General features: G+C 61.2%; 13 protein-coding genes. 6 read left to right on the forward strand and 7 right to left on the reverse strand.

Annotated features, from left to right (window positions below; translation table 11 throughout):
* Positions 1-15: 15 nt before the first annotated feature.
* Positions 16-402 carry a hypothetical protein gene (locus tag ACYQ2I_RS02900; RefSeq protein ID WP_460165487.1) on the reverse strand — a complete coding sequence of 129 codons (387 nt, stop codon included), beginning with the start codon at positions 400-402 and terminating at the stop codon, positions 16-18.
* A 581-nt stretch (positions 403-983) separates the two neighbouring features.
* Between ACYQ2I_RS02900 and ACYQ2I_RS02905 the strand changes: the two genes are divergently transcribed.
* The gene (locus tag ACYQ2I_RS02905; protein WP_460165488.1) at positions 984-3,977 is read left to right on the forward strand and encodes a vitamin B12-dependent ribonucleotide reductase; all 2,994 of its coding nucleotides are present in this window, start codon (positions 984-986) and stop codon (positions 3,975-3,977) included.
* A gap of 291 nt (positions 3,978-4,268) precedes the next feature.
* Entirely contained in the window at positions 4,269-5,708 is a 1,440-nt protein-coding gene (locus ACYQ2I_RS02910; RefSeq protein WP_460165489.1) for a sulfatase-like hydrolase/transferase, read from the forward strand.
* Between the two features lie 146 nt (positions 5,709-5,854).
* Here the strand turns inward: ACYQ2I_RS02910 and ACYQ2I_RS02915 are convergent, their stop codons facing one another.
* The 5 genes from ACYQ2I_RS02915 to ACYQ2I_RS02935 all read right to left on the reverse strand — a co-directional run bounded on the left by ACYQ2I_RS02915 (position 5,855) and on the right by ACYQ2I_RS02935 (position 10,733).
* Positions 5,855-7,204 carry a TlpA disulfide reductase family protein gene (locus tag ACYQ2I_RS02915; RefSeq protein ID WP_460165490.1) on the reverse strand — a complete coding sequence of 450 codons (1,350 nt, stop codon included), beginning with the start codon at positions 7,202-7,204 and terminating at the stop codon, positions 5,855-5,857.
* Positions 7,205-7,588: 384 nt separating this feature from the next.
* A complete protein-coding gene (locus ACYQ2I_RS02920) occupies positions 7,589-8,464 on the reverse strand; it encodes an LOG family protein (protein ID WP_460165491.1) in 876 nt (291 codons plus the stop codon).
* A 102-nt stretch (positions 8,465-8,566) separates the two neighbouring features.
* Positions 8,567-9,625: an A24 family peptidase gene (locus ACYQ2I_RS02925; protein WP_460165492.1), complete on the reverse strand. Its 1,059-nt coding sequence runs from the start codon at positions 9,623-9,625 to the stop codon at positions 8,567-8,569.
* Positions 9,626-9,683: 58 nt separating this feature from the next.
* Complete coding sequence (locus tag ACYQ2I_RS02930) at positions 9,684-9,941, reverse strand: MoaD/ThiS family protein (protein WP_460165493.1); 258 nt, start codon at positions 9,939-9,941, stop codon at positions 9,684-9,686.
* 36 nt (positions 9,942-9,977) lie between these two features.
* Positions 9,978-10,733, reverse strand: a complete 756-nt coding sequence (locus tag ACYQ2I_RS02935) for a HesA/MoeB/ThiF family protein (protein ID WP_460165494.1) — start codon at positions 10,731-10,733, stop codon at positions 9,978-9,980.
* A gap of 270 nt (positions 10,734-11,003) precedes the next feature.
* Here ACYQ2I_RS02935 and ACYQ2I_RS02940 point away from each other — a divergent pair, with 270 nt between their 5' ends.
* From ACYQ2I_RS02940 to ACYQ2I_RS02955, 4 genes are all read left to right on the forward strand, one after another.
* Positions 11,004-11,582, forward strand: coding sequence for a sigma-70 family RNA polymerase sigma factor (locus tag ACYQ2I_RS02940; RefSeq protein ID WP_460165495.1), 579 nt, complete (start codon positions 11,004-11,006; stop codon positions 11,580-11,582).
* 12 nt (positions 11,583-11,594) lie between these two features.
* Positions 11,595-13,271, forward strand: coding sequence for a serine/threonine-protein kinase (locus tag ACYQ2I_RS02945; protein WP_460165496.1), 1,677 nt, complete (start codon positions 11,595-11,597; stop codon positions 13,269-13,271).
* Between the two features lie 153 nt (positions 13,272-13,424).
* Entirely contained in the window at positions 13,425-16,064 is a 2,640-nt protein-coding gene (locus tag ACYQ2I_RS02950; protein WP_460165497.1) for a DUF2339 domain-containing protein, read from the forward strand.
* Positions 16,065-16,229: 165 nt separating this feature from the next.
* Positions 16,230-17,714 (forward strand): sulfatase, encoded by a 1,485-nt coding sequence (locus ACYQ2I_RS02955; RefSeq protein WP_460165498.1) that lies wholly within the window; start codon positions 16,230-16,232, stop codon positions 17,712-17,714.
* 9 nt (positions 17,715-17,723) lie between these two features.
* Here the strand turns inward: ACYQ2I_RS02955 and ACYQ2I_RS02960 are convergent, their stop codons facing one another.
* On the reverse strand, positions 17,724-19,169 hold the full coding sequence (locus ACYQ2I_RS02960) for an outer membrane protein assembly factor BamB family protein (RefSeq protein WP_460165499.1): 1,446 nt from the start codon (positions 19,167-19,169) through the stop codon (positions 17,724-17,726).
* Between the last annotated feature and the right edge of the window lie 24 nt (positions 19,170-19,193).

The following is a 19,193-nucleotide window of genomic DNA, read 5'->3' on the forward strand; positions in this document are numbered from 1 at the left end:
GTTACACCGAAGCGGCTAGCGACGCTGGAAGGCTTCTTTCTCGAACGGGTTGTCCAGGTAGGGATCGGCCCCTCGAAGCAACAAATACAACCAGCATCCCAGGTAAGCGGGAATGAAGAAGAGTCCCCATCGCATGTACTGCCGAATGTGAACGTGCTCGTGCTCGCGCGCAGCATCGAGGGCCGCTTGATCGACACCCAGGATCACGTGTCCGAAGGTGACCGCCGAAGCGCCGCGAAGCGGTACGAGGTTCCGGAGGAAAAACGCGGCCCAGCCGCCGCAAAACTCGAAAGCACCGGCGTAAAAGGTGCCCCGTCCCCCTGTCGCCAACGTAAGAAGCCCGTGCAGCAATCCGAACAGAGTTACGGGGGAAGCCCACAGGAAACCAGCCGGCAAACACATGCGACGCAACGTGGAACAGCGGTTAGGGGGGCGCGGTGCGGGAGACATGGTTTCCTATCTTGGCTAGCTTGTGTATTTGTCAAGAAAAATGTTCGGATTCCGTGAGATTTTCTCGTGTGCCGCGGTCGATTGGATGCCGATCGGCCGAATTTTGCAAGTGCCGTTTAGATGAGAGGTTAAGCCGAAACTTTGATGCCTGTAAAGCATGCCCCCCGATCGGCTTGTAAATCGGGAACCGACGGTGAAACAACAAGTTACGACGAACGCTATCCTGAAGGTTGACTTCGAAGCCAGGAACGCTAAACTAACAATCGTCGCCTGTATCTTGTGGTTGCATCTTGTCGATACACGATATGTAGTGCAGGCGAAGGAGCACTAGGATTAAAACGGGTCGGTTCGACGGCGTTGGGGGGATGACTCTTTTGGTCTACTTGAATGTCCCCTGCTTTGCGTAGTTTGCGGGGCTTCTTTCATCCGTGATTCCACACGTGAAGGCTGATCGGTCCGCCCGTTTCCCGGTGCAAACTGAACGGATGTATATTTACCACGGCGTGTGATCGTTTGCAATTTGGAGGCCGATCATGAGCGAACAGGAAGTTGCGGCCCGGACGACCGGGGCAGATAAACATATCGATACGTCGGGCTTGCGGATCCAACCGCGGTTTTGTCCGGAGGATGTTGCGTCGCCGTTCGACACGGTGACGTGGAGCAAGCGCACCGCGTCGATCAAAGGGGCCGACGGCACCGTTCACTTCGAGCAACACGACTGTGAAGTGCCCGAGTCGTGGAGTCAATTGGCGACCAACGTCGTTGCCAGCAAGTACTTTTACGGCGAACAGGGAACGCCGGAGCGCGAAACCAGTGTCCGGCAGTTGATTCATCGCGTGACCCGCACGATCGCCGATTGGGGCCGTGAGGACGGCTATTTCGCCTCGGATGCCGATGCCGAGAATTTCTACCGCGAATTGACGTGGTTGTGCCTGCATCAGCATGCGGCCTTCAACTCGCCGGTATGGTTCAACGTGGGGTTGTACCACCAATACGGCATCAAGGGGGCGATGTGCAATTGGCGGTACGACGCCGTCAAGGGTGAGGCGGTCCAACCCGAGAACCCCTATGAGTATCCGCAGTCGTCGGCCTGCTTCATCCAAAGCGTCGACGACAACATGGAAGACATCATGGAACTCGCCCGCAGCGAGGCCATGTTGTTCAAGTTCGGCTCGGGGACGGGAACCGATCTATCGACTTTGCGGTCCAACCGCGAGAAGCTCTCCGGCGGTGGAAAGCCTTCGGGACCGTTGTCGTTCATGCGGGTGTACGACCAGATAGCCGCCGTCGTGAAAAGCGGTGGAAAGACGCGTCGGGCTGCGAAGATGCAGTCGTTGAAAGTCTGGCATCCCGACATCCTCGAGTTCATCGAGTGCAAGTGCAAGGAAGAAGAAAAGGTCCGCATTCTCATCGGGAACGGCTACACGCCCGATGAAGCCTACAGTTCGGTCCTCTTCCAGAATGCGAACTTGTCGGTCCGGGTGACCGACGAGTTCATGGAGGCCGTCGAGGCCGATCGACCGTGGACGACGCGCTGGGTGACCGACCCTGAACGCGAGGGGCCGACCTACGATGCCAAGGAACTGCTGCACAAGATGGCCGAGTCGGCGTGGGCGTGCGGCGATCCCGGTGTGCAATACGACACGACCATCAACCGCTGGCATACCTGTCCGAACTCGGGGCGAATCAACGCCTCGAATCCGTGCAGCGAATACATGTTCCTGGACAACTCGGCGTGTAACCTCGCCAGCATCAACCTGATGAAGTTCCGCCGTGAAGACGGCGTGTTCGACTACGAACGGTTTGCCGCGGCCTGCCGCATCGTCTTCATCGCGCAAGAGATTCTCGTCGATCATTCGAGCTATCCGACGCCGCGGATCGCCAAGAACAGTGTGTTGTTCCGGCCGATCGGGTTGGGGTACACGAACCTGGGCAGCTTGCTGATGGCCAGCGGATTGGCCTACGACTCGAACGAAGCCCGCGGCATGTGCAGCGCCGTCACGGCGATCATGCAGGCTGCCGCCTGTCGGGCCAGCGCCGAGATCGCCCGGGTGAAGGGGCCGTTCCAAGAGTTCGAAAAGAACCGTGAACCGATGCTCCGCGTGATGGAAATGCACTGGGAGCATGCCGAGCGGATCGAGGCGGCACCGGAATACCTCAAAGAGGCCGCGCGACGCATGTGGGACCAGGTGTTGGCCGACGGGCGACGGTACGGCTTCCGCAATGCCCAAATGTCGGTGTTGGCGCCCACCGGTACCATCAGCTTCATGATGGACTGCGACACGACGGGCATTGAACCCGACATCGCCCTGGTCAAGTACAAGCAACTTGCCGGCGGCGGCATGATGAAGATCGTCAACCGGACCGTTCCGCTGGCCTTGCGGACGTTGGGGTACGACGACGAGGCCATCCAAGAGATCGTCGAATACATCGACAAGAACGACAAGATCGAAGGCGCCCCGCACCTGAAAGAAGAACACGTTCCGGTGTTCGACTGTGCCTTCCCGCCGCCGGGTGGAGGTCGTTCGATCGCCTGGCGGGCGCACATCGCCATGATGGCCGCCGCACAGCCGTTCATCTCGGGAGCCATCTCGAAAACGGTCAACATGCCGCGCGACAGCAAGCCGGAAGACATTGCCGCGGCGTACATGGAAGGTTGGCGATTGGGCTTGAAGGCCTTGGCCGTTTATCGTGACGGCTCGAAGGAAGCTCAACCGCTGACCACCAAGAAGGTCGAAAAGGATTCGGCCGAGCAAAAGGTCGTCGCGGCGCCGCGCCGCGAGCGACTGCCCGACACGCGGCAGTCGGTCACGCACAAATTCTGCGTGGGCGGCCACGAGGGCTATATTACCGTCGGCTTGTATCCCGACGGTCGGCCCGGCGAATTGTTCATCACGATGGCCAAAGAAGGAAGCACGATCGGCGGGTTGATGGACTGCTTCGGAACGGCCATCTCGATGGGCCTGCAATACGGCGTTCCGCTGGAGGTGTACGTCAAGAAGTTCTCCTTCACGCGGTTCGAGCCGATGGGCTTCACGACGAATCCCGAAATCCGCCATGCGACGAGCCTGGTCGATTACATCTTCCGCTGGCTGGGCGTCACGTTCCTTCCCGGCTACGCCGAGGCCAACCGCAAACGCCAAGCCGCGCAGACGAAGGAGGCCGCATCGCCGGGCGACGGCGTCGTGAAGGAGGACGGTGAGGCAGAGACCTCGCCCGCCGCCACGAAGGCCGGCGGGCGCAACGGTACTCCCGCCAAGGACGAGCCGACCTCCCACGAAACGACGACCCTCGAACCGCCCGCCCCGCACTTCACCGGGCGATTGGTCGAGTCGATCGTCAAGAAAAACGGCGGCACCAACGGTGCCTCGCGGCTGGCGGCAGTGGGCGTGCAACTCGAACGCGAACGACGCTACGCCGGGTTCCAGTCCGATGCCCCGTGTTGTGAGCGCTGCGGGGCCATTACGCGACGCGTCGGAGCCTGCTACTTGTGCGATCAGTGCGGGCATTCCGGCGGTTGTTCCTGACATCGACGGAGACTGTTCGCTCCGATCGCATGAGGCGACCTCGGGAGCGGACTCAGCCTCGACATGACGTCGACATACAGAATGCGGTCGAGTCGCTTTTCGGCTCGGCCGCATTCGCGTTCTTGCCCGTGGTAAGCCTGCCCCGTTCCGGCAACAGGGGTGTTGCCGAAGCCGCTTGGGCAGCGAGATGGCGGCACTTGTCTCCGTGGCCGATTATCATGAAAACATCGGTCCACCGCGTCGATGCTTCGTCGTCGAAATTGAATGCCGCTTCAAAACAGGAGTTCTTCCATGGATTACCGAAAGCAATGCCGTGCCGTTGCAGGCCTACTTGCCGTGTTGGTCGCCGCGAGCCTGATTGCGTCGGGAAGCCGATCGACGACGGCGGCCCCTCGTGCACCGGGCGACAAGCCGAACCTCGTCATCTTGTTGGCCGACGATCTCGGATACGCGGATGTCGGTTTCAACGGGTGCCGCGACATTCCCACGCCGCACATCGACTCGATCGCCCGGCAGGGCGTGCGGATGACGCAAGGCTACGTGACCTTCTCGGTATGCGCCCCCAGCCGCGCCGGACTGCTGACCGGTCGGTACCAGGATCGTTTCGGATTCTGTCGTAATCCGACGATCAACCCCGAAGTGGAGACGGCGGGGTTGCCGTTGAGCGAACGCACGTTGGCCGATCATTTGTCCAAGGCCGGGTACACGAGCGTCGCAATCGGAAAATGGCATCTGGGGACACATCCGACGTTGCATCCGCTCGAACGGGGATTTGACGAGTTCTTCGGTTTCCTCTCCGGCGGGCACAATTACTTTCCCGAGGATCTGACGTTGGAAGACCTCTCGGAAGTGCGTCGGCAGTGGGAATGGTACCGCACGAAACTATTGCACAACCACACCCGCACGGCGATCGACGACTACCTGACCGACGAGCTTTCCGACTTTGCCGTCTCGGCGATCGAGAAGTACGCCGATGGGCCGTTCTTCTTGTACGTGGCGTACAACGCGCCGCACACGCCGCTTCAAGCCACCGAAAAGTATCTTTCCCGCTTTCGCACGATCGAAGATCCCAAGCGAAGAACCTATGCCGCGATGGTCAGTGCCCTGGACGACGGCATCGGACGGATTCTCGACGCGATCGAGCGGCACGGGCTGGCCGAGAATACACTGGTGGTGTTCCTTTCCGACAACGGCGGTCCGTTCAAGGTGAACGGATCCCGCAACTTGCCGCTTCGCGACGGCAAAGGCAGCCCGTTCGAAGGCGGAATTCGTGTTCCCTTCGCGATGCGGTGGACCGGCACGTTGCCCGCCGGCGTCGATTACACCAAGCCGGTCATTTCGCTCGACATTGCCGCGACGATTCTTGCCCGCGCAGGCGTCGAACCGCCGCGTGACAAACCGCTCGACGGTGTCGACTTGTTGCCGTACTTGACCGGCAAGAAAGAAGGCAGGCCGCATGACGTTCTTTACTGGCGTTGGTTCGGCTCGAACACGGCAGCGATTCGCGAGGGCGACTACAAGTGGATCGCCAACGGCAAAGAGAAGCCGCCGCAAACCTACCTGTTCGATGTCGAGCACGACATCTCCGAACGACGCAACCTGGCAAGCGGCGAGGCCGATCGCGTTGCACGCTTGAAAGCAAAGTGGGAAGCGTGGGCCGCGCAGTTGCAGGATCCGGCATTTCCCGGGCTTGGGACGTGGAATCCGTCGGCCGGGAAGAAGTCGCCGTGAGAATCAAGGGCGACCACCTTCGTGGATGCCCGGGCGGCAACAACACGGAAAGAAAACTCCCTCGACCGCACGGCGGCCGAGGGAGCTCGTTTTTGCTTGGCTGCGTCGGGTGACGAACCATCACCCGGCGGCTTTGGGGGCGATGATCAGCCTTCGCCTTGCGAGGCGTCGCCGGACTTGTCGGCCGAGTCGTCTTCGGCCGGGCCGAAGATTTCGGCCAGCTTGTTGCTGAGGGCTTCACCACGTGCGTTGAAGGTCATCACCGTGCCGTCTTTGTCGACCAGCATCACCGTGGGAATCGCCAGAATACCGTAGTAGTCGCCGGGGTTTGCCGGTCCGACGGCGTTCGGGTCTTCGTTGAAGATGATTTTCCACGGTACGGGATTGTCGGCCAGATACTTTTCGAGGTCTTCCCGCGAACGATCGACGCTGATGCCGACGACCTCGAAGCCCTTGTCGTGGTACAGGTCGTAGTTTTTCTTGACGTTGGGCATTTCGGCCCGGCAGGGACCGCACCAGCTTGCGAAGAAGTCGACCAGCACGACCTTTCCGCGGTAGCTTTCCCAGTCGAAGTCCTCGCCGTCGAGAGTCTTGCCGGCCAGTTCCATCTTGTTGCCGATCAGTTGAAGACGTCGCGCGACACCCGCCAAACGTTCACCGAGGCCCTTGATCTGTTCGTCTTCGGCTCCGCTGAACAGCTTACCGAATTTTTCGTAGTAACTGCCGACTTTCGCTTGGTCGTCGACGAGGCGTTCGAGCGTTTGGAGGACGCTCAACACCGTGGTGACGTTTTCGCGGCTGACGGACGCGGGAGTGCTCATCGAAGCAGCCATCGAATCGAGCAAGGCGAACGCTTCGTCGAGCAGAGCTTTCGCTTGGTCCGGATCGGCCGATTGCAGCTTGGCGAGCAGGACGGAGGTCTTCAATTGCGAGGCGAGTTCACCGAGACCGCCGTCTTCGAGCTTCTTGATGATCGCGTCGACCTTGTCGCTGTACTTGTCGCCGCCCATGCGAAGTGCGAGCAAGATCCAGTCGCTTGCCGTTTCGGCTTGCTCGGCGGTCGGCTTGTTGTTGAAGACCTCTTCGGCCTTGGCGACCAACACGTCGCCCATGCTGCGCAGGCCCAAGACGGCGTTCATGTCGCCCGACTGGGCTTGCAGGATCAAGCCGCGATACTTCCATTGCAAGGCCTGGTCGGTTTCTTCGACGTTGGCCTCTTGTTCCAGGATCTTGTCGGCGGCGGCGACCAACGCCTTGGCGAGTTTTTGCCGTTCCGAAGGCGCATTGGGCAACGGTTGATTGAGGAGTTTTTCAATGAACTGGAGGTACTCCTCGGGCGTTCCCTGTTCGGGGACCGCGGGGACTTCGGCGGCCGCGTTTTGTTCGGCGCCCGGGGCGCTCGGCGCGGCGGGGGCTTGCGCATACGCTATGCCTGCGGTCGCGATCAACGCGAAGACCAGCGTCGGCAATACCGGCAGATTCCATTTCCAAGACATGAACTCGACCTTTCACACACAAAAAGAAACAACCATCGTCAACGGCCCGACGCAAACCGAAGGGCCGACATTGTTCATCAACGGGGCGGGATTCTCACGGAGGTACTGAAAGGGCGGAATCGGTCCGCATGACCGGCGGCTTCCAATGCCTGAGATCAACGACGAACACGGCACCTCGAGGTGCCCGTTTTGTAGATGCCGTGGACAAGGGATCTTTCCGCCTGGGATGAAGGAATTCTCGCGTCCTGACGCAAAAAGAAAAGGGAAGAAATTGCCTACACCTGAGGAAACCCTACTTTATTGCAAGGGATTCGCAAAAGCAAGAAATACTTTCGTCGGCTGTTCTGACGGGTGTCTGCGGCGCGCGGGCTGCGGGACGACCCCTTACTCGATCATGCCGTGGAAGCGTTGGATGATCGTCCACGCCTCTTCCGCCGTTTCGGCGTGGTGGATCAAGTCGAGATCTTCGTCGTCGATCACGCCTTCGTCGGCCAGAAACTGGAAATCGATCACGCGGTCCCAATATTCACGGCCGAAGATCACGATCGGGATCGGTTGCATCCGGCCGGTTTGGCGCAGCGTCAAGGCGTCGAACAGTTCATCCAGCGTGCCGAACCCGCCGGGGAAGACGACCAACGCCTTCGCCCGCAGTAGGAAATGAAACTTCCGCATCGCGAAGTAATGGAACTGAAAGCACAACTCGGGGGTGATGTAGGGGTTCGGCTTTTGTTCCATGGGGAGGCGGATGTTCAAGCCGATCGACTTGGCGCCGACATCGTAGCTGCCCCGGTTGGCGGCTTCCATGATGCCCGGTCCGCCGCCGGTACAAATGACGAACTCGCAATTCCCGTTCCGCTGGCATTCGCGGGAGACGAGGCGCGCGAATTCGCGGGCAAGTTCGTAGTAACGGCTGTTCTCCAAGAGCCGTTCGGCGCGTGCCGCCGCCCGTTTGAGACGCGGATCGTCCGGGTTCGCCTCCAAGCGATGCTTGGCCTGCTCATAATGGAGCTTGGCCTCTTCGGGATCGGCGATGCGGGCGCTGCCGAAGGCCACGATCGTGGAGCGGACCCCCTCCTTCTCCAAATGCAGCTCGGGCTTCAGCAGCTCCAACTCCATTCGAGCCGGTCGCAATGCCGGGCTGGCCAGAAAATCCAGGTCGCGATAAGCCACCCGATAGGCGGGCGACTCGATCAGCCGCCGGACGTTCTCTTCCTTTTGCTTGGGATCCAGTTTCGGGTATTCCACGGATTCGTCTTTCATGAGAAGTGCTCGACCAAAAAGGGCCGTTCCAAAGGCCGCCGACCGATACCGGATACCGATCGGACATTCACGCCGATTCCCGAAAACGATGCCGCGGCTGCGCTATCCCCCGAAAGCGATCGCCGCGATGGAAACCAGTCCGCATATCAATAAATACACCATCGGAAGGGCGCGAGCGATGTCGGTTCGCGGATTCGGAGTACTATCTACTTCTTTAGAGGGTGGGGGTGTCTCTGCTAAAGTGGACCTGGTGGGCGGTTTGGTTCTTTCAGGAGAGGGGGTTTGGAGGTTGGGATTTGCTGTCGCCAAGCGAAGCCGCACAAGGTGGGTTGCGACGGCCGTCGCCCCGGCCGCTACGACCGGTAAAACACCGAACGTCCCGCCCGCCACGGCACCGATCATTGCGGCCGGCACCGGTTTGGGGGCGTTTCCCTCTCCAACGCAGGCGACGATCGTCCACAGGAGAGCGCCCAGGACTGCGGGTACGAGCAGGCTCCACGGATCGAGGGCCGCGCCCGTCAGGTGCTTTGCGAGGGGGAATCTGTCGGTGAAGATCGTGACGATTCCCGGCGGTTGCGACTGCATCATGAAACAGGCGACGACGATCGACGTTGCCGTCAAGAAAGCGGCGGGATGCCACAACCGGATAGGAACGGAACACCCGTCGTACGCAATCAGCGCGGCGGCGAGGATCGTCAGGAATACGACCGTTCCTTGCACCATGACGAGTGTTCGATTCCAGAAAGCGGCATCGAATCGGCCGTAGACGAGCGATTCCGTCCAGCTCCCTTTGCCGTCGAACGCCAGGTAGACCAAGAGCATTACGATTCCGCAAACGGCTTCGACGGCCGGGTAGCGTGCAGAGATCGGGGTGCGGCAATCGCGGCATCGGCCGCCGAGAAGCAGCCACCCCACTACCGGGACGTTGTCGCGAGCCCGAATCGGGGCCTTGCAGCGCGGGCAATGCGACGGCGGATGCGCCAGGTTCAAACCTCGCGGAAGCCGGTAGATGACGACGTTCAAGAAACTGCCGAAGATCGTCCCAAGGACGGTGAACCAAAAGGCACAAAAGACGACGGCAGGCCACAACGGCGGTTCGCTCGGAGAAGCCGGCGCGCCCGCGGCAAGAACCGGCTCGATCCAAGTGACGCCGAAATCCATGGAAACACCCCCGACTGACGGCCGCCTGCGGCCGCGAAGCACGACCGCCTTTTGCGTCTCAACCGCCGGCCACCGGCGCGATGAAGACGAGTTCGTCTCCGTCCCGCAGCGGGACGTCGCGGCAGGCCGCAACCGTACCCAGGTGCGTGCCGGAGGCGGCTACCAACGTTCCTTCCGGTAGTGCATCGTCGCCCAGCTTTTCCCGCAGTTGCCGAACGGCCTCGAGCGAACCGGTGCCGTCGGGGAGTTCGAGTTCGGTCGGGAAATCGTTCGCGCGATGGTAATTGCGACCCGAGACGACGACGTGAATCTTCATGGGTTTCACCTGACCGTTGAACGATTTCGCAAGAGGTCACGCACCTTGCTTCTGCCCGCACACGGGACATTCGGGGTTGCGATGCAACGAAACGATCGACGAGTAAGCCTGGTAACTATCGATGGTCCACATTTTGCCGTACAGAGGTTTGCCGCAGCCGGAAAGGATCTTGATCGCCTCCAAGGCGGCAAGGCTCCCGATAGCCGACGAAATACCGCCGACGACGGGAAAGAACTCTTCGAACGGCGGATCGTTCGGATACAAGCAGCGCAGGCAGGCCGTTTCGCCGGGTTTGACGACGATCAGCGTGCCGCTCATGCCCCATTGTGCCGCGTCGATGAAAGGAATTCCGGCTTCGACTGCGGCGGCGTTCAACCGCAGTCGTTCTTCGAAAGTGGGCGGGCACGAAAGAATCACGTCGCAACGGCGGGCGAGTTCCCGGGCTTCGTCGTCGTCCGGCTCGTGATCGATCGCCTCGACTTCGACGAAGCGGTTCATCGACCGCAAGTACGCGGCGAAGTGCGGGGCACGTGGTTCGCCCAAGACCGCCTCGCAACCGAGCACCTGGCGATTCAAGTCGGGCGAGATCAGCTTCCCGCCGTGCGCAATGATCACGCGGCCGACCCCGGCCATGGTGAGCATCAACGAGGCGGGGCCGCCCATTCCGCCCACGCGTGTAATCAAGGCGGTCGACGCTTTCAATCGGCGTTGACCTTCTTCGGTCAAGACGCCGTCGCCGATCTGCCGTGCGTATCGTTCGAGTTCTTCCTGCGAAAGCTCGGGAAGCGACATGCGAGAGTTCTCGCTGCAAATAGGACCAAGAAGTTCGTACCGGTTTGGTCGGGCCGACGACCGACCATCGGATTGCGCCCGATCGCGTCGGCGCACCGGCACGCCGCGCGACGACAAGCCCCATTATTTCACACGCGGCCGATCGCGACAACGCGCGCACGCTGGCATCGCCGATACCGTTAGGCCACAATTGAGAGCGTCGATTCACGATCGATCGGCGGTTGGAGGAAATTCACGTCGGGCGGGGCTTGTCTGCGTCGGTGGTAATGCATGAGCGAACCGAAAAAAATTCCCGCGGCAATCGACGGCGAAAAGCTCGAACAGTTCCGCGGCTACCTGAAGGTTTTGGCCGAGGCGAACGTCGCTCCGGCGCTGCGGGGCAAGATCGATGCATCGGATGCCGTCCAGCAAACCCTGTTGGCAGCCTACCAGGCCCGTGACCAATTTCGCGGCAAAAGCGACGAAGAACTCGCCGGCTGGTTGAAACGCATTCTGCTCAACACGTTGTTGCGAACGCTTCGCGACTTCAAACGCGCCAAACGCGACGTGCGCCTCGAACGGCCGTTGCAACAAGCGGTCGATCGCTCGTCGGCATGCTTGGAACAATGGCTTTCCTGCGGCGGGACGTCGCCCAGCCGTCACGTGATGCGGGCGGAAGAGGCTCTCCGGTTGACCAAGGCACTCGACACGCTACCCGAGGAACAACGCCGCGCCATCGTCATGTACTATTGGCAAGGTTGCACGTTGGCCCAAGTGGCCGAAGTCATGGGTAAGACGACCTCTTCGGTGGCGGGGTTGGTTTATCGCGGGCTGGCGAAGCTGCGTAAACAATTGGAAGGCGACTCCTGACGGGAACACGTCGTGGCCGATTCGTCTGCCGACAATCCGAACGAAGCGTCGTGTGATCGGCGGAGGCGACTCGAATCGCTAATTGCCGCTTTTCTCGATGCGTGCGAGTCCGGGAAGCCGTTCGACCGCCGGGCTGCCTTGCGGGAACACCCCGACTTGGTCGATGAACTCGAGGCGTTTTTCGCCGAGCACGATCGCATGCAACAGGTGGCGGCCGGTATCTCGGGATTACCGCCGCGACAGCACGCGCCGTCTTCGACCGGCGGTTTGCCTTCCGGTTCGTTGGGCGATTACGAATTGCTCGAAGAAATCGGCGCGGGCGGAATGGGCGTCGTCTATCGGGCGCGGCAGAAGACGCTGAACCGCATCGTCGCCTTGAAGACGATTCGGCCCGAACGCAGCGGCGATACTCGTTTGCTCGAGCGCTTTCGCGCCGAGGCTGAAGCGGCGGCTCGACTTCAGCATCCGAACATCGTGCAGGTGTTCGAAGTCGGCGAGGCCGACGGTCTGTTGTTCTACTCGATGGAATTGGTCGAGGGAACGACCTTCGCCGAGTTGGTGCGCGACGGACCGTTGCCTCCGCGACAAGCGGCGAAGTACGTCTGCGCCCTGGCCGAAGCAGCGGCCTACGCGCATCGACAGGGAATCGTCCATCGTGATTTGAAGCCGTCGAACATCTTGTTGGACGAGCACGACCGGCCGCGGATCTTGGACTTCGGGTTGGCGAAGATCCTCGAAGCCGACCGCGATTGGACGCGGACGGGCCAGATCTTGGGCACGCCTGCGTACATGTCGCCCGAGCAGGCCGGGGCGACGAAACATCCGGTGGGACCGGCGACCGACATCTACGCCTTGGGCGCGATTCTGTACCAGTTGACGACCGGTCGGCCGCCGTTCGAGGGGGCGAACTCGATGGAAGTCTTGTGGCGCGTTCGCGAGTGCGAGCCGTTGCGACCTCGCCGCGTGAACCGGGCGATCCCCCGCGATTTGGAATTGATCTGCCTGAAGTGTCTCGAACGCGATCCGAGGGACCGATATCCGAATGCCGAAGCATTGGTGGCCGACTTGAACCGTTACCTGGAAGGCGACCCCGTCAGCGCCAGTAGCATGTCGCTTTTCGGACGCGTCGTGCGGACGCTCCAGCGGAGTCGGTACGACGCCGAGTTCCTCACCTGGAGCCACATGCTGCGGCATTTTGTGTGGATCATCGTGGCCGTGCATGCGGTCGTGTTCTGGTTGCTTCACACACGAGCGGACCGGATTTTGCCTGCCGGGTGGTTCCTCGGGATTCGACTGATCGAGTTTGTGGCGATGGCGGCCGTGCTGTTGTTCTATCGCAAGGCCTGGTACCCGCCGCAAGGCGGCGCGGCGCGACAGCTTTGGGCCTTGTGGCTGGCCTATGTGGTCGGATCGATCACGCTTCAGATCATCACCCCGTACGATCTGCGGTTGTTGTATCCCCAGTATGCCGTGTTGGCGAGCATGGGATTCGTGATGATGGGGGCCTCGTACTGGGGGTTTTGTTACGTCATCGGCGGTGCTTTCTTGGCGTTGGCCGTGGTGATGCGGCAGACGCCGTCCTGGGCACCGTTGGAGTTCGGCGTCGCCTGGGGAACGAGTCTTTGGATCTTGGCGCGACATCTGGCGCGATTGGGACCGATCATGCGTTCGGGGGGAACTTCTCGATAAGATCAGGGGGCGATCGGCCTTCGCCCCGATCTTTCGATCGCTTTTTCACGCTTTTGCGGAAAATCGAACCGAAAACGGGGTCTACTCGCGTTAGCCGGCGTTGTGCCGAACGTATGTCGTCGACCGGTGCCGTTTTCCGCCTGGAGGTGCCTGATGGGCTACCAAGAGTGGAGCATTTTCTTCGCGAGTTTGGGGCTCCTGACGAGCGGGATGACGCTGTGCTTGGTGATTCACCAGTACCGCATCCTAGGGCGGTTGTGGCGGGATGTTTCTGAGACGAAGTATCAACTGCGCACGCTGCTCGAGCGGCTTGCGAAACCGGCGCTCGAGGTCCCTTCGCCGCCGGAAGAACCCCGCCGTGCACCGAAACCGCCCGTCGCACCGCTACGGCGCCGAGAAAGCGATCTGGTCGGCGGCCTTCCCGGCGAAGGCGGGACGCGACCACGCCGTCCCGCGGGAATGAACCCGATGCCGTCGGACCTCCGGCGCCCGAGCGTACCGACGACGAGCCAAGCGACACCGCCGCCGGTGCCGTCGCAACCGAGCGAAGTCTTCTCGGCTGAGTTGGTCGAAACCCCCGCTTCCGATCGCAAGACGCCGGTCGCTCCGCAACCGACCGAGCGCGAAGAGGCATCTTCGGCTGCCGCGGCACTGCGCCGGTTTTGGAATTGGATCATCGTCGGCGAAGAACACGTGCCCGAGAACGTGTCGTATGAGTACGCCGTGGTGACCGCTTGGTTGGTTCGTTTGGGCGTGCTCGTCTTGCTGTTCGGGATCGGTTTCTTCCTGAAGTATTCGATCGATCAGGGGTGGATCTCGCCGACGTACCGTGCGCTGATGGCGGCCGGTGCCGGAGTCGCGTTCATCCTGACCGGCGGATTGATTCACCGCAAGCAATATCGCATCTTGGCGCACGGTTTGACGGCCGCGGGAATCGCCGCACTGTACGCGACGGTGTTCGCTTCGTTGCGGTTCTATCACCTGATCGAACTGGATGTCGCCTTCACGTTGCTGATCGGCATCACGATACTGGGAGGCGTGCTGGCGCTGGTCTACAACGCGAACTTCATCGCGGCATTGGCGGCGACGGGGGGATATCTCACTCCCGTATTGGCCGGAAGCGAAGGCGATCCCGCGTTTCTGTATGTCTATTTGGCGGCACTGACGTTGGGCGTGTTCTTCCTCGCGTTTCGTGCCGGCTGGGCGCCGTTGGCGATCATCTCGTTCGTGGGCGTGTACGGCTGGTTGGCGGCGGCGACACCGTCGGCCGTGGAAGACATGCCCTCGGCGATGCTGTTTTGGGCCGTCTTTTTCGTTTTGTTCAGCGGGGCGACGACCGTACGGAGCCTGGCGGCAGGCGAAAAATCGACCGTTTTCAATGCGATCTTCATGGTCCTGATCGCGGCCGTCACGTTCGGTCTGTTCAGCATCCATATGGGCCGATTTTACGGTCCGCGGCAAATCGCCTGGCCGGCGTTGGGCATGACGGCCTTCTACGGGATTCAGCTCTTCTTGCTCTCGGGATACGACAGATTCTTGTCGTGGAACAAGCAGGGCAAAGGCCGGGACGTTTTGACGGCGGTGTTGCAGGCGTTGACAGCTCTGTTCGCCGCGACGGGCGCGGCGCTCGTCGTGCGACCGGAATGGATAGGGCTGGTATGGGCGGGCGAAATGCTCGTGCTGGGATGGTTGACCGTGAAGAACCGCAGTGCGACGCTGGCGGCGTTGACTGCGGCAGCGGGTGCGGCGGTGCTCGTTCGCACCCTGGGATTCGAATGGCATCGTGCGTTCGGGCCCTATCTCGGCGGTGAGATTACCGGGGCGGAGTTTCTATCGCAGTTTCACGGGCGATTCGGCTATCTTTTGCTGCCGCCGCTGGGGGCTGCCTTTGCTGCCGGTTGGGCGGCGAAGCGGTTTGGGATGGACCGCACCGAGAGCAGCAATTCTTCCGCCCTCGAGCGGCTGATCGACGGGGGATTGCAAGTCGTGTGTGCCGGGAGCGTGCTTGCGGCCGTCGGCTACGCCGTGTTCGAAACGCATCTCGATTTGGGAATCCTGTTGCCCGCGGCCCAATGGGCGATGACGACCGCGCTGCTGTTCGCCGTCGCAGGCGGTCTCCTGTTGCGAGGAATCGCCACCCGCGACGATATCGGAGCGGCACTGTTCGGCGGTGCCATGACCATCGGCGCGTTGAAGTTTTTCGTCGTCGATACGCTGATGGTCTATATGAAGGGTGATCTGGCGGAGACACCGGCGGCCGCCGTGCAGAACGCAGGTTGGCATTCGATCGGCATGCTGGTGGGGGGCTTGGTTGCTATCAAAGCATGGTATGAACTGCGCCTCGCAAGCGAATCGAGCCGCAAATCGCTTGCCGTAGGGGCGCGGTGTTGCTTGGCCCTCGTGCCGTCGTTGCCGACGGTGTTCTTGGGACTCGAAGCCTATTATTACTGCCGGACCTTCGAGCCGGGAGCCGCGGCCGGGGCGGTCTCCTCCGTGTTGATGGCGGGCGCCTTCGCGGCGATCGCCCTGGGGATCGCTTTCCGCGAACGAGTCGTGCGCTGGGGTGGGCTGACGCTAGTCGGCGTGGTTGTCGTCAAGATTTTCCTGATCGATCTGGACGCGTTGGATCCGCTGTACCGAATCATCGCATTTTTGACGGTCGGCGGATTGTTGCTCGCGGCGGCACTCTTGTACCTGCGTTTTCGATCCGTCTTTTTGCCGCAGGAAGAAGAGGACGCCTCGCCGCCCCCGCCGCTTTCGGCCGGTGATCACGACGACGCGCCGTCGGCCTGAAGCGGCAGGAGGTGTCGTCGGAGTTTCCACGCGCGAGGCTCGGCCTGGAGTGTTCGAGACGCCCCGTGCGATCGGGCAACGTTTTCGTTGCAACGTCCGATCGTTCTGTATATTGTCGACAAGGCTGAATCTTTGTCATGTGGTCCAACGACGAGGTCGAAACCGATGAGTTGGTCGATTCGGAAAATGGCCCTTTGGGGGCTGCTCGGTATCGCTGCGGTTACGGTTTTTGGGATGCACGCGGCGCGGGCCGACAAGCGACCGAACATTCTGTTCGTGTACATCGACGACATGGGGTATCGCGATCCCTCGTACATGGGCAGCGACTTTTTCGAGACCCCGAACATCGATCGACTCGCCCGCGAAGGAATGGTGTTTACGAATGCCTACTCGTGCGCGGCAAACTGTGCGCCCGCCCGGGCGTGTTTGCTCTCGGGACAGTACACGCCGCGGCACGAAATTTACAACGTGGGAACAGGGCCGCGGGGTAACGCCAAGTATCGTCGGCTATTGCACGTGCCGGGGACGGACGTTCTCGATCCGTCGATCACCACGTGGGCACAGTGCATTCAAAAGGCGGGCTACACGACGGCCATCATGGGCAAGTGGCATTTGAGCAATGATCCGCGGCCGTACGGGTTCGACGTGAACATCGGGGGCAATCATTCGGGGAGTCCGCCGAAGGGCTATTATCCGCCGCATCCGAACGCGCCGGGCTTGGAAGATGCGCCTCCCGGCGAATACCTGACCGACCGGCTCAGCGCCGAGGCGGCGGCATTCATTCGTGCGAACAAGGACCGGCCGTGGTTGTTGTACTTGTCGCATTACGCGGTTCACTCGCCGCTTCAAGGTAAGAAAGAGTTGTTGCCGAAATACCAGGCGAAGACGCCCGGCAAGCTGCACGACAACGTCCAATACGCCGCCATGGTTCAAGCCGTCGACGACGGCGTCGGACTCATCTGCCGCACACTCGACGAGTTGGGGTTGACCGAAAACACGATCGTGATTTTCTACTCCGACAACGGCGGTTTCTACCAGGCGACCGACATGGATCCGTTGCGTGGGTACAAGGGCACCTATTACGAAGGCGGAATACGAGAACCGTTCTTCGTGAAATGGCCCGGTGTCGTGAAACCGGGGACGGTCTGTCACGAGCCGATCATCGGCGTCGATTTGTATCCCACCTTGTGCGAGATGGCCGGGGCAGACATGCCGCAGGATCAAATCCGCGACGGCGTGAGTATCGTGCCGCTGTTGACCGGCGAAAAGAAGACGCTCGGCCCGCGACCGTTGTTTTGGCATTTCCCGGCGTATTTGCAGGGAAATCCCGTGTTGTACGAGTCGCGGGATCCGCTCTTTCGCACGCGACCGTGCAGCGTCGTTCGTTTGGGCGACTGGAAGTTGATTCAATACTTCGAAGACGGCGCCCTGGAACTCTACAACCTTCGGCAAGACATCGGCGAGCGCCGGAATCTGGCTTCCGTGCAGCCCGAAAAGACGAAGGAATTGCTGACCGTGCTTACCGAGTGGCAGAAGCGGGTGAATGCGCCGATTCCGAGGGAACCGAATCCGCAGTTCGACCCGCAAGCCGAAGCCCAAGCCCGCGCACAAGCCGAAGCGAAAGCCGCTGCGGCCGGCCGAAGTCGCTGAACAGGTACCTCAGGGGGCGAGGAACGGATTTTCCGCGGCACCCGGCTGCTGGGCGGGCGGTTGCGGCTGGAACGGATTGACCTCGGCGGGCGGCTGCTCCGTCGCGGGCAGCGCCTCACCTTCCTCGGCAGGGGCCGGAGCGAACGACTCGTGGACGGTCGGTTGCTCGGCACCGACTTCCCGCAAGCACTGAACCAAGCCCGACGTCGTCAATAAGTAGATGCGATCCGTCTGCGTGTTCATGTAGCGGATCGGGTACGACACGACGTCGATTTCGTCGATTCGTGTACCGGTTGCACGATCGAGAATTGCCAGCAAGTTGAGCTTGTCGACCGCGTACACTCGCGTTTCGCTCGCCGCAACGAACTGGAGAATGCGGGGCGCGAACCATTTCGGCTTCCCGGTATCGGCGTCGATGCAATGAATGCCGCCGAGCTGGTTGGCGACGTACAGCTCGCTACCGATCAACGCCGGCGGCTCGACAATCGGCGACCCGGTGGAATACCGCCACAACAACGTGCCGTCGCGTTCTTCCAACGCATACACGTAGCCGTCTTGCGAGGCCACGTACAAGATTCCCGACTGGGGCGAGCCGATAGGGGCCGGTCGATACGCCGGTGATGCGGCGCTCGGCGCATCCATGGTGAGTCGGTAACGCAACAGAAACAACCCGGTGACATTGTTGATTTCGCCGACGAAGACGAAATTGCGGTCGGTCGGCCATGCGGCGCGTTCTTCGCCCTTGACGTCGTGGGTGACGATCGGTTGCACGAGGGCGCGGCCGTACGACTGACAAAACAGCCCCGTCCACTCGCGTTGTTCCAGCTCGATCTGTTCTTCTTCCGGCTCGGTCGAAAATCCGGCTTCGAGGTCGTCGGTGCCGGTTCCGGCGGCACTCAACAATTCGGCTTCGGTTTCGGAGACTTCCTTGCGGTAATCTTCCGGTGAAAGCGGTTTTTCGACGGTGTACCGGTAGGCCATCACTTTTCCGCGGACGGCGGGGACGAAGACGTATTCCTGGCTGATCGCCGGGCCGGCACCGGCGGCGTCTTCAAGTTGACGACTCCACAAGATGCGACCGTTTCGGCGGTCCAAAAGGTACACATACGAGCCGTTCACCACTCCGACGTAACGATCGTTGGCCCCAAGCTGTTGGCTGAGGTGATCGGGATTGCCGACGCGGGTGGTCCATTGCGTGGCGCCCGTCTCGGCATCGAACGCCTGCACGATGGCCGAATCGGTGAGTGCGAACAACTGACCTTTCGACAGCAAGACGTCGATGACCTTGGATCGTCCGGCGTCGATTTGCACTTGGTTGAACCAGGCCAGTTCCAGATTGTGGGCGTGCAAGGCGATGTCGTTGAGCAACTCGGCCCCCTCGACCGAAGCGGGACGGGGCATGACGAGTGCGAGCGTCATCGCGGCACCGACGAGAAACGCAATCCTTCCTCGCATCGATATCACCAATTCGTTGCCGGC

It is taken from the genome of Thermostilla marina (genome assembly GCF_054657455.1).

Coding starts and splice junctions, on each gene's coding strand:
- ACYQ2I_RS02900 (WP_460165487.1), bottom strand. CDS start 402: ATGTGTTTGCCGGCTGGTTTCCTGTGGGCTTCCCCCGTAACTCTGTTC.
- ACYQ2I_RS02905 (WP_460165488.1), top strand. CDS start 984: ATGAGCGAACAGGAAGTTGCGGCCCGGACGACCGGGGCAGATAAACAT.
- ACYQ2I_RS02910 (WP_460165489.1), top strand. CDS start 4,269: ATGGATTACCGAAAGCAATGCCGTGCCGTTGCAGGCCTACTTGCCGTG.
- ACYQ2I_RS02915 (WP_460165490.1), bottom strand. CDS start 7,204: ATGTCTTGGAAATGGAATCTGCCGGTATTGCCGACGCTGGTCTTCGCG.
- ACYQ2I_RS02920 (WP_460165491.1), bottom strand. CDS start 8,464: ATGAAAGACGAATCCGTGGAATACCCGAAACTGGATCCCAAGCAAAAG.
- ACYQ2I_RS02925 (WP_460165492.1), bottom strand. CDS start 9,625: ATGGATTTCGGCGTCACTTGGATCGAGCCGGTTCTTGCCGCGGGCGCG.
- ACYQ2I_RS02930 (WP_460165493.1), bottom strand. CDS start 9,941: ATGAAGATTCACGTCGTCGTCTCGGGTCGCAATTACCATCGCGCGAAC.
- ACYQ2I_RS02935 (WP_460165494.1), bottom strand. CDS start 10,733: ATGTCGCTTCCCGAGCTTTCGCAGGAAGAACTCGAACGATACGCACGG.
- ACYQ2I_RS02940 (WP_460165495.1), top strand. CDS start 11,004: ATGAGCGAACCGAAAAAAATTCCCGCGGCAATCGACGGCGAAAAGCTC.
- ACYQ2I_RS02950 (WP_460165497.1), top strand. CDS start 13,425: ATGGGCTACCAAGAGTGGAGCATTTTCTTCGCGAGTTTGGGGCTCCTG.
- ACYQ2I_RS02955 (WP_460165498.1), top strand. CDS start 16,230: ATGAGTTGGTCGATTCGGAAAATGGCCCTTTGGGGGCTGCTCGGTATC.
- ACYQ2I_RS02960 (WP_460165499.1), bottom strand. CDS start 19,169: ATGCGAGGAAGGATTGCGTTTCTCGTCGGTGCCGCGATGACGCTCGCA.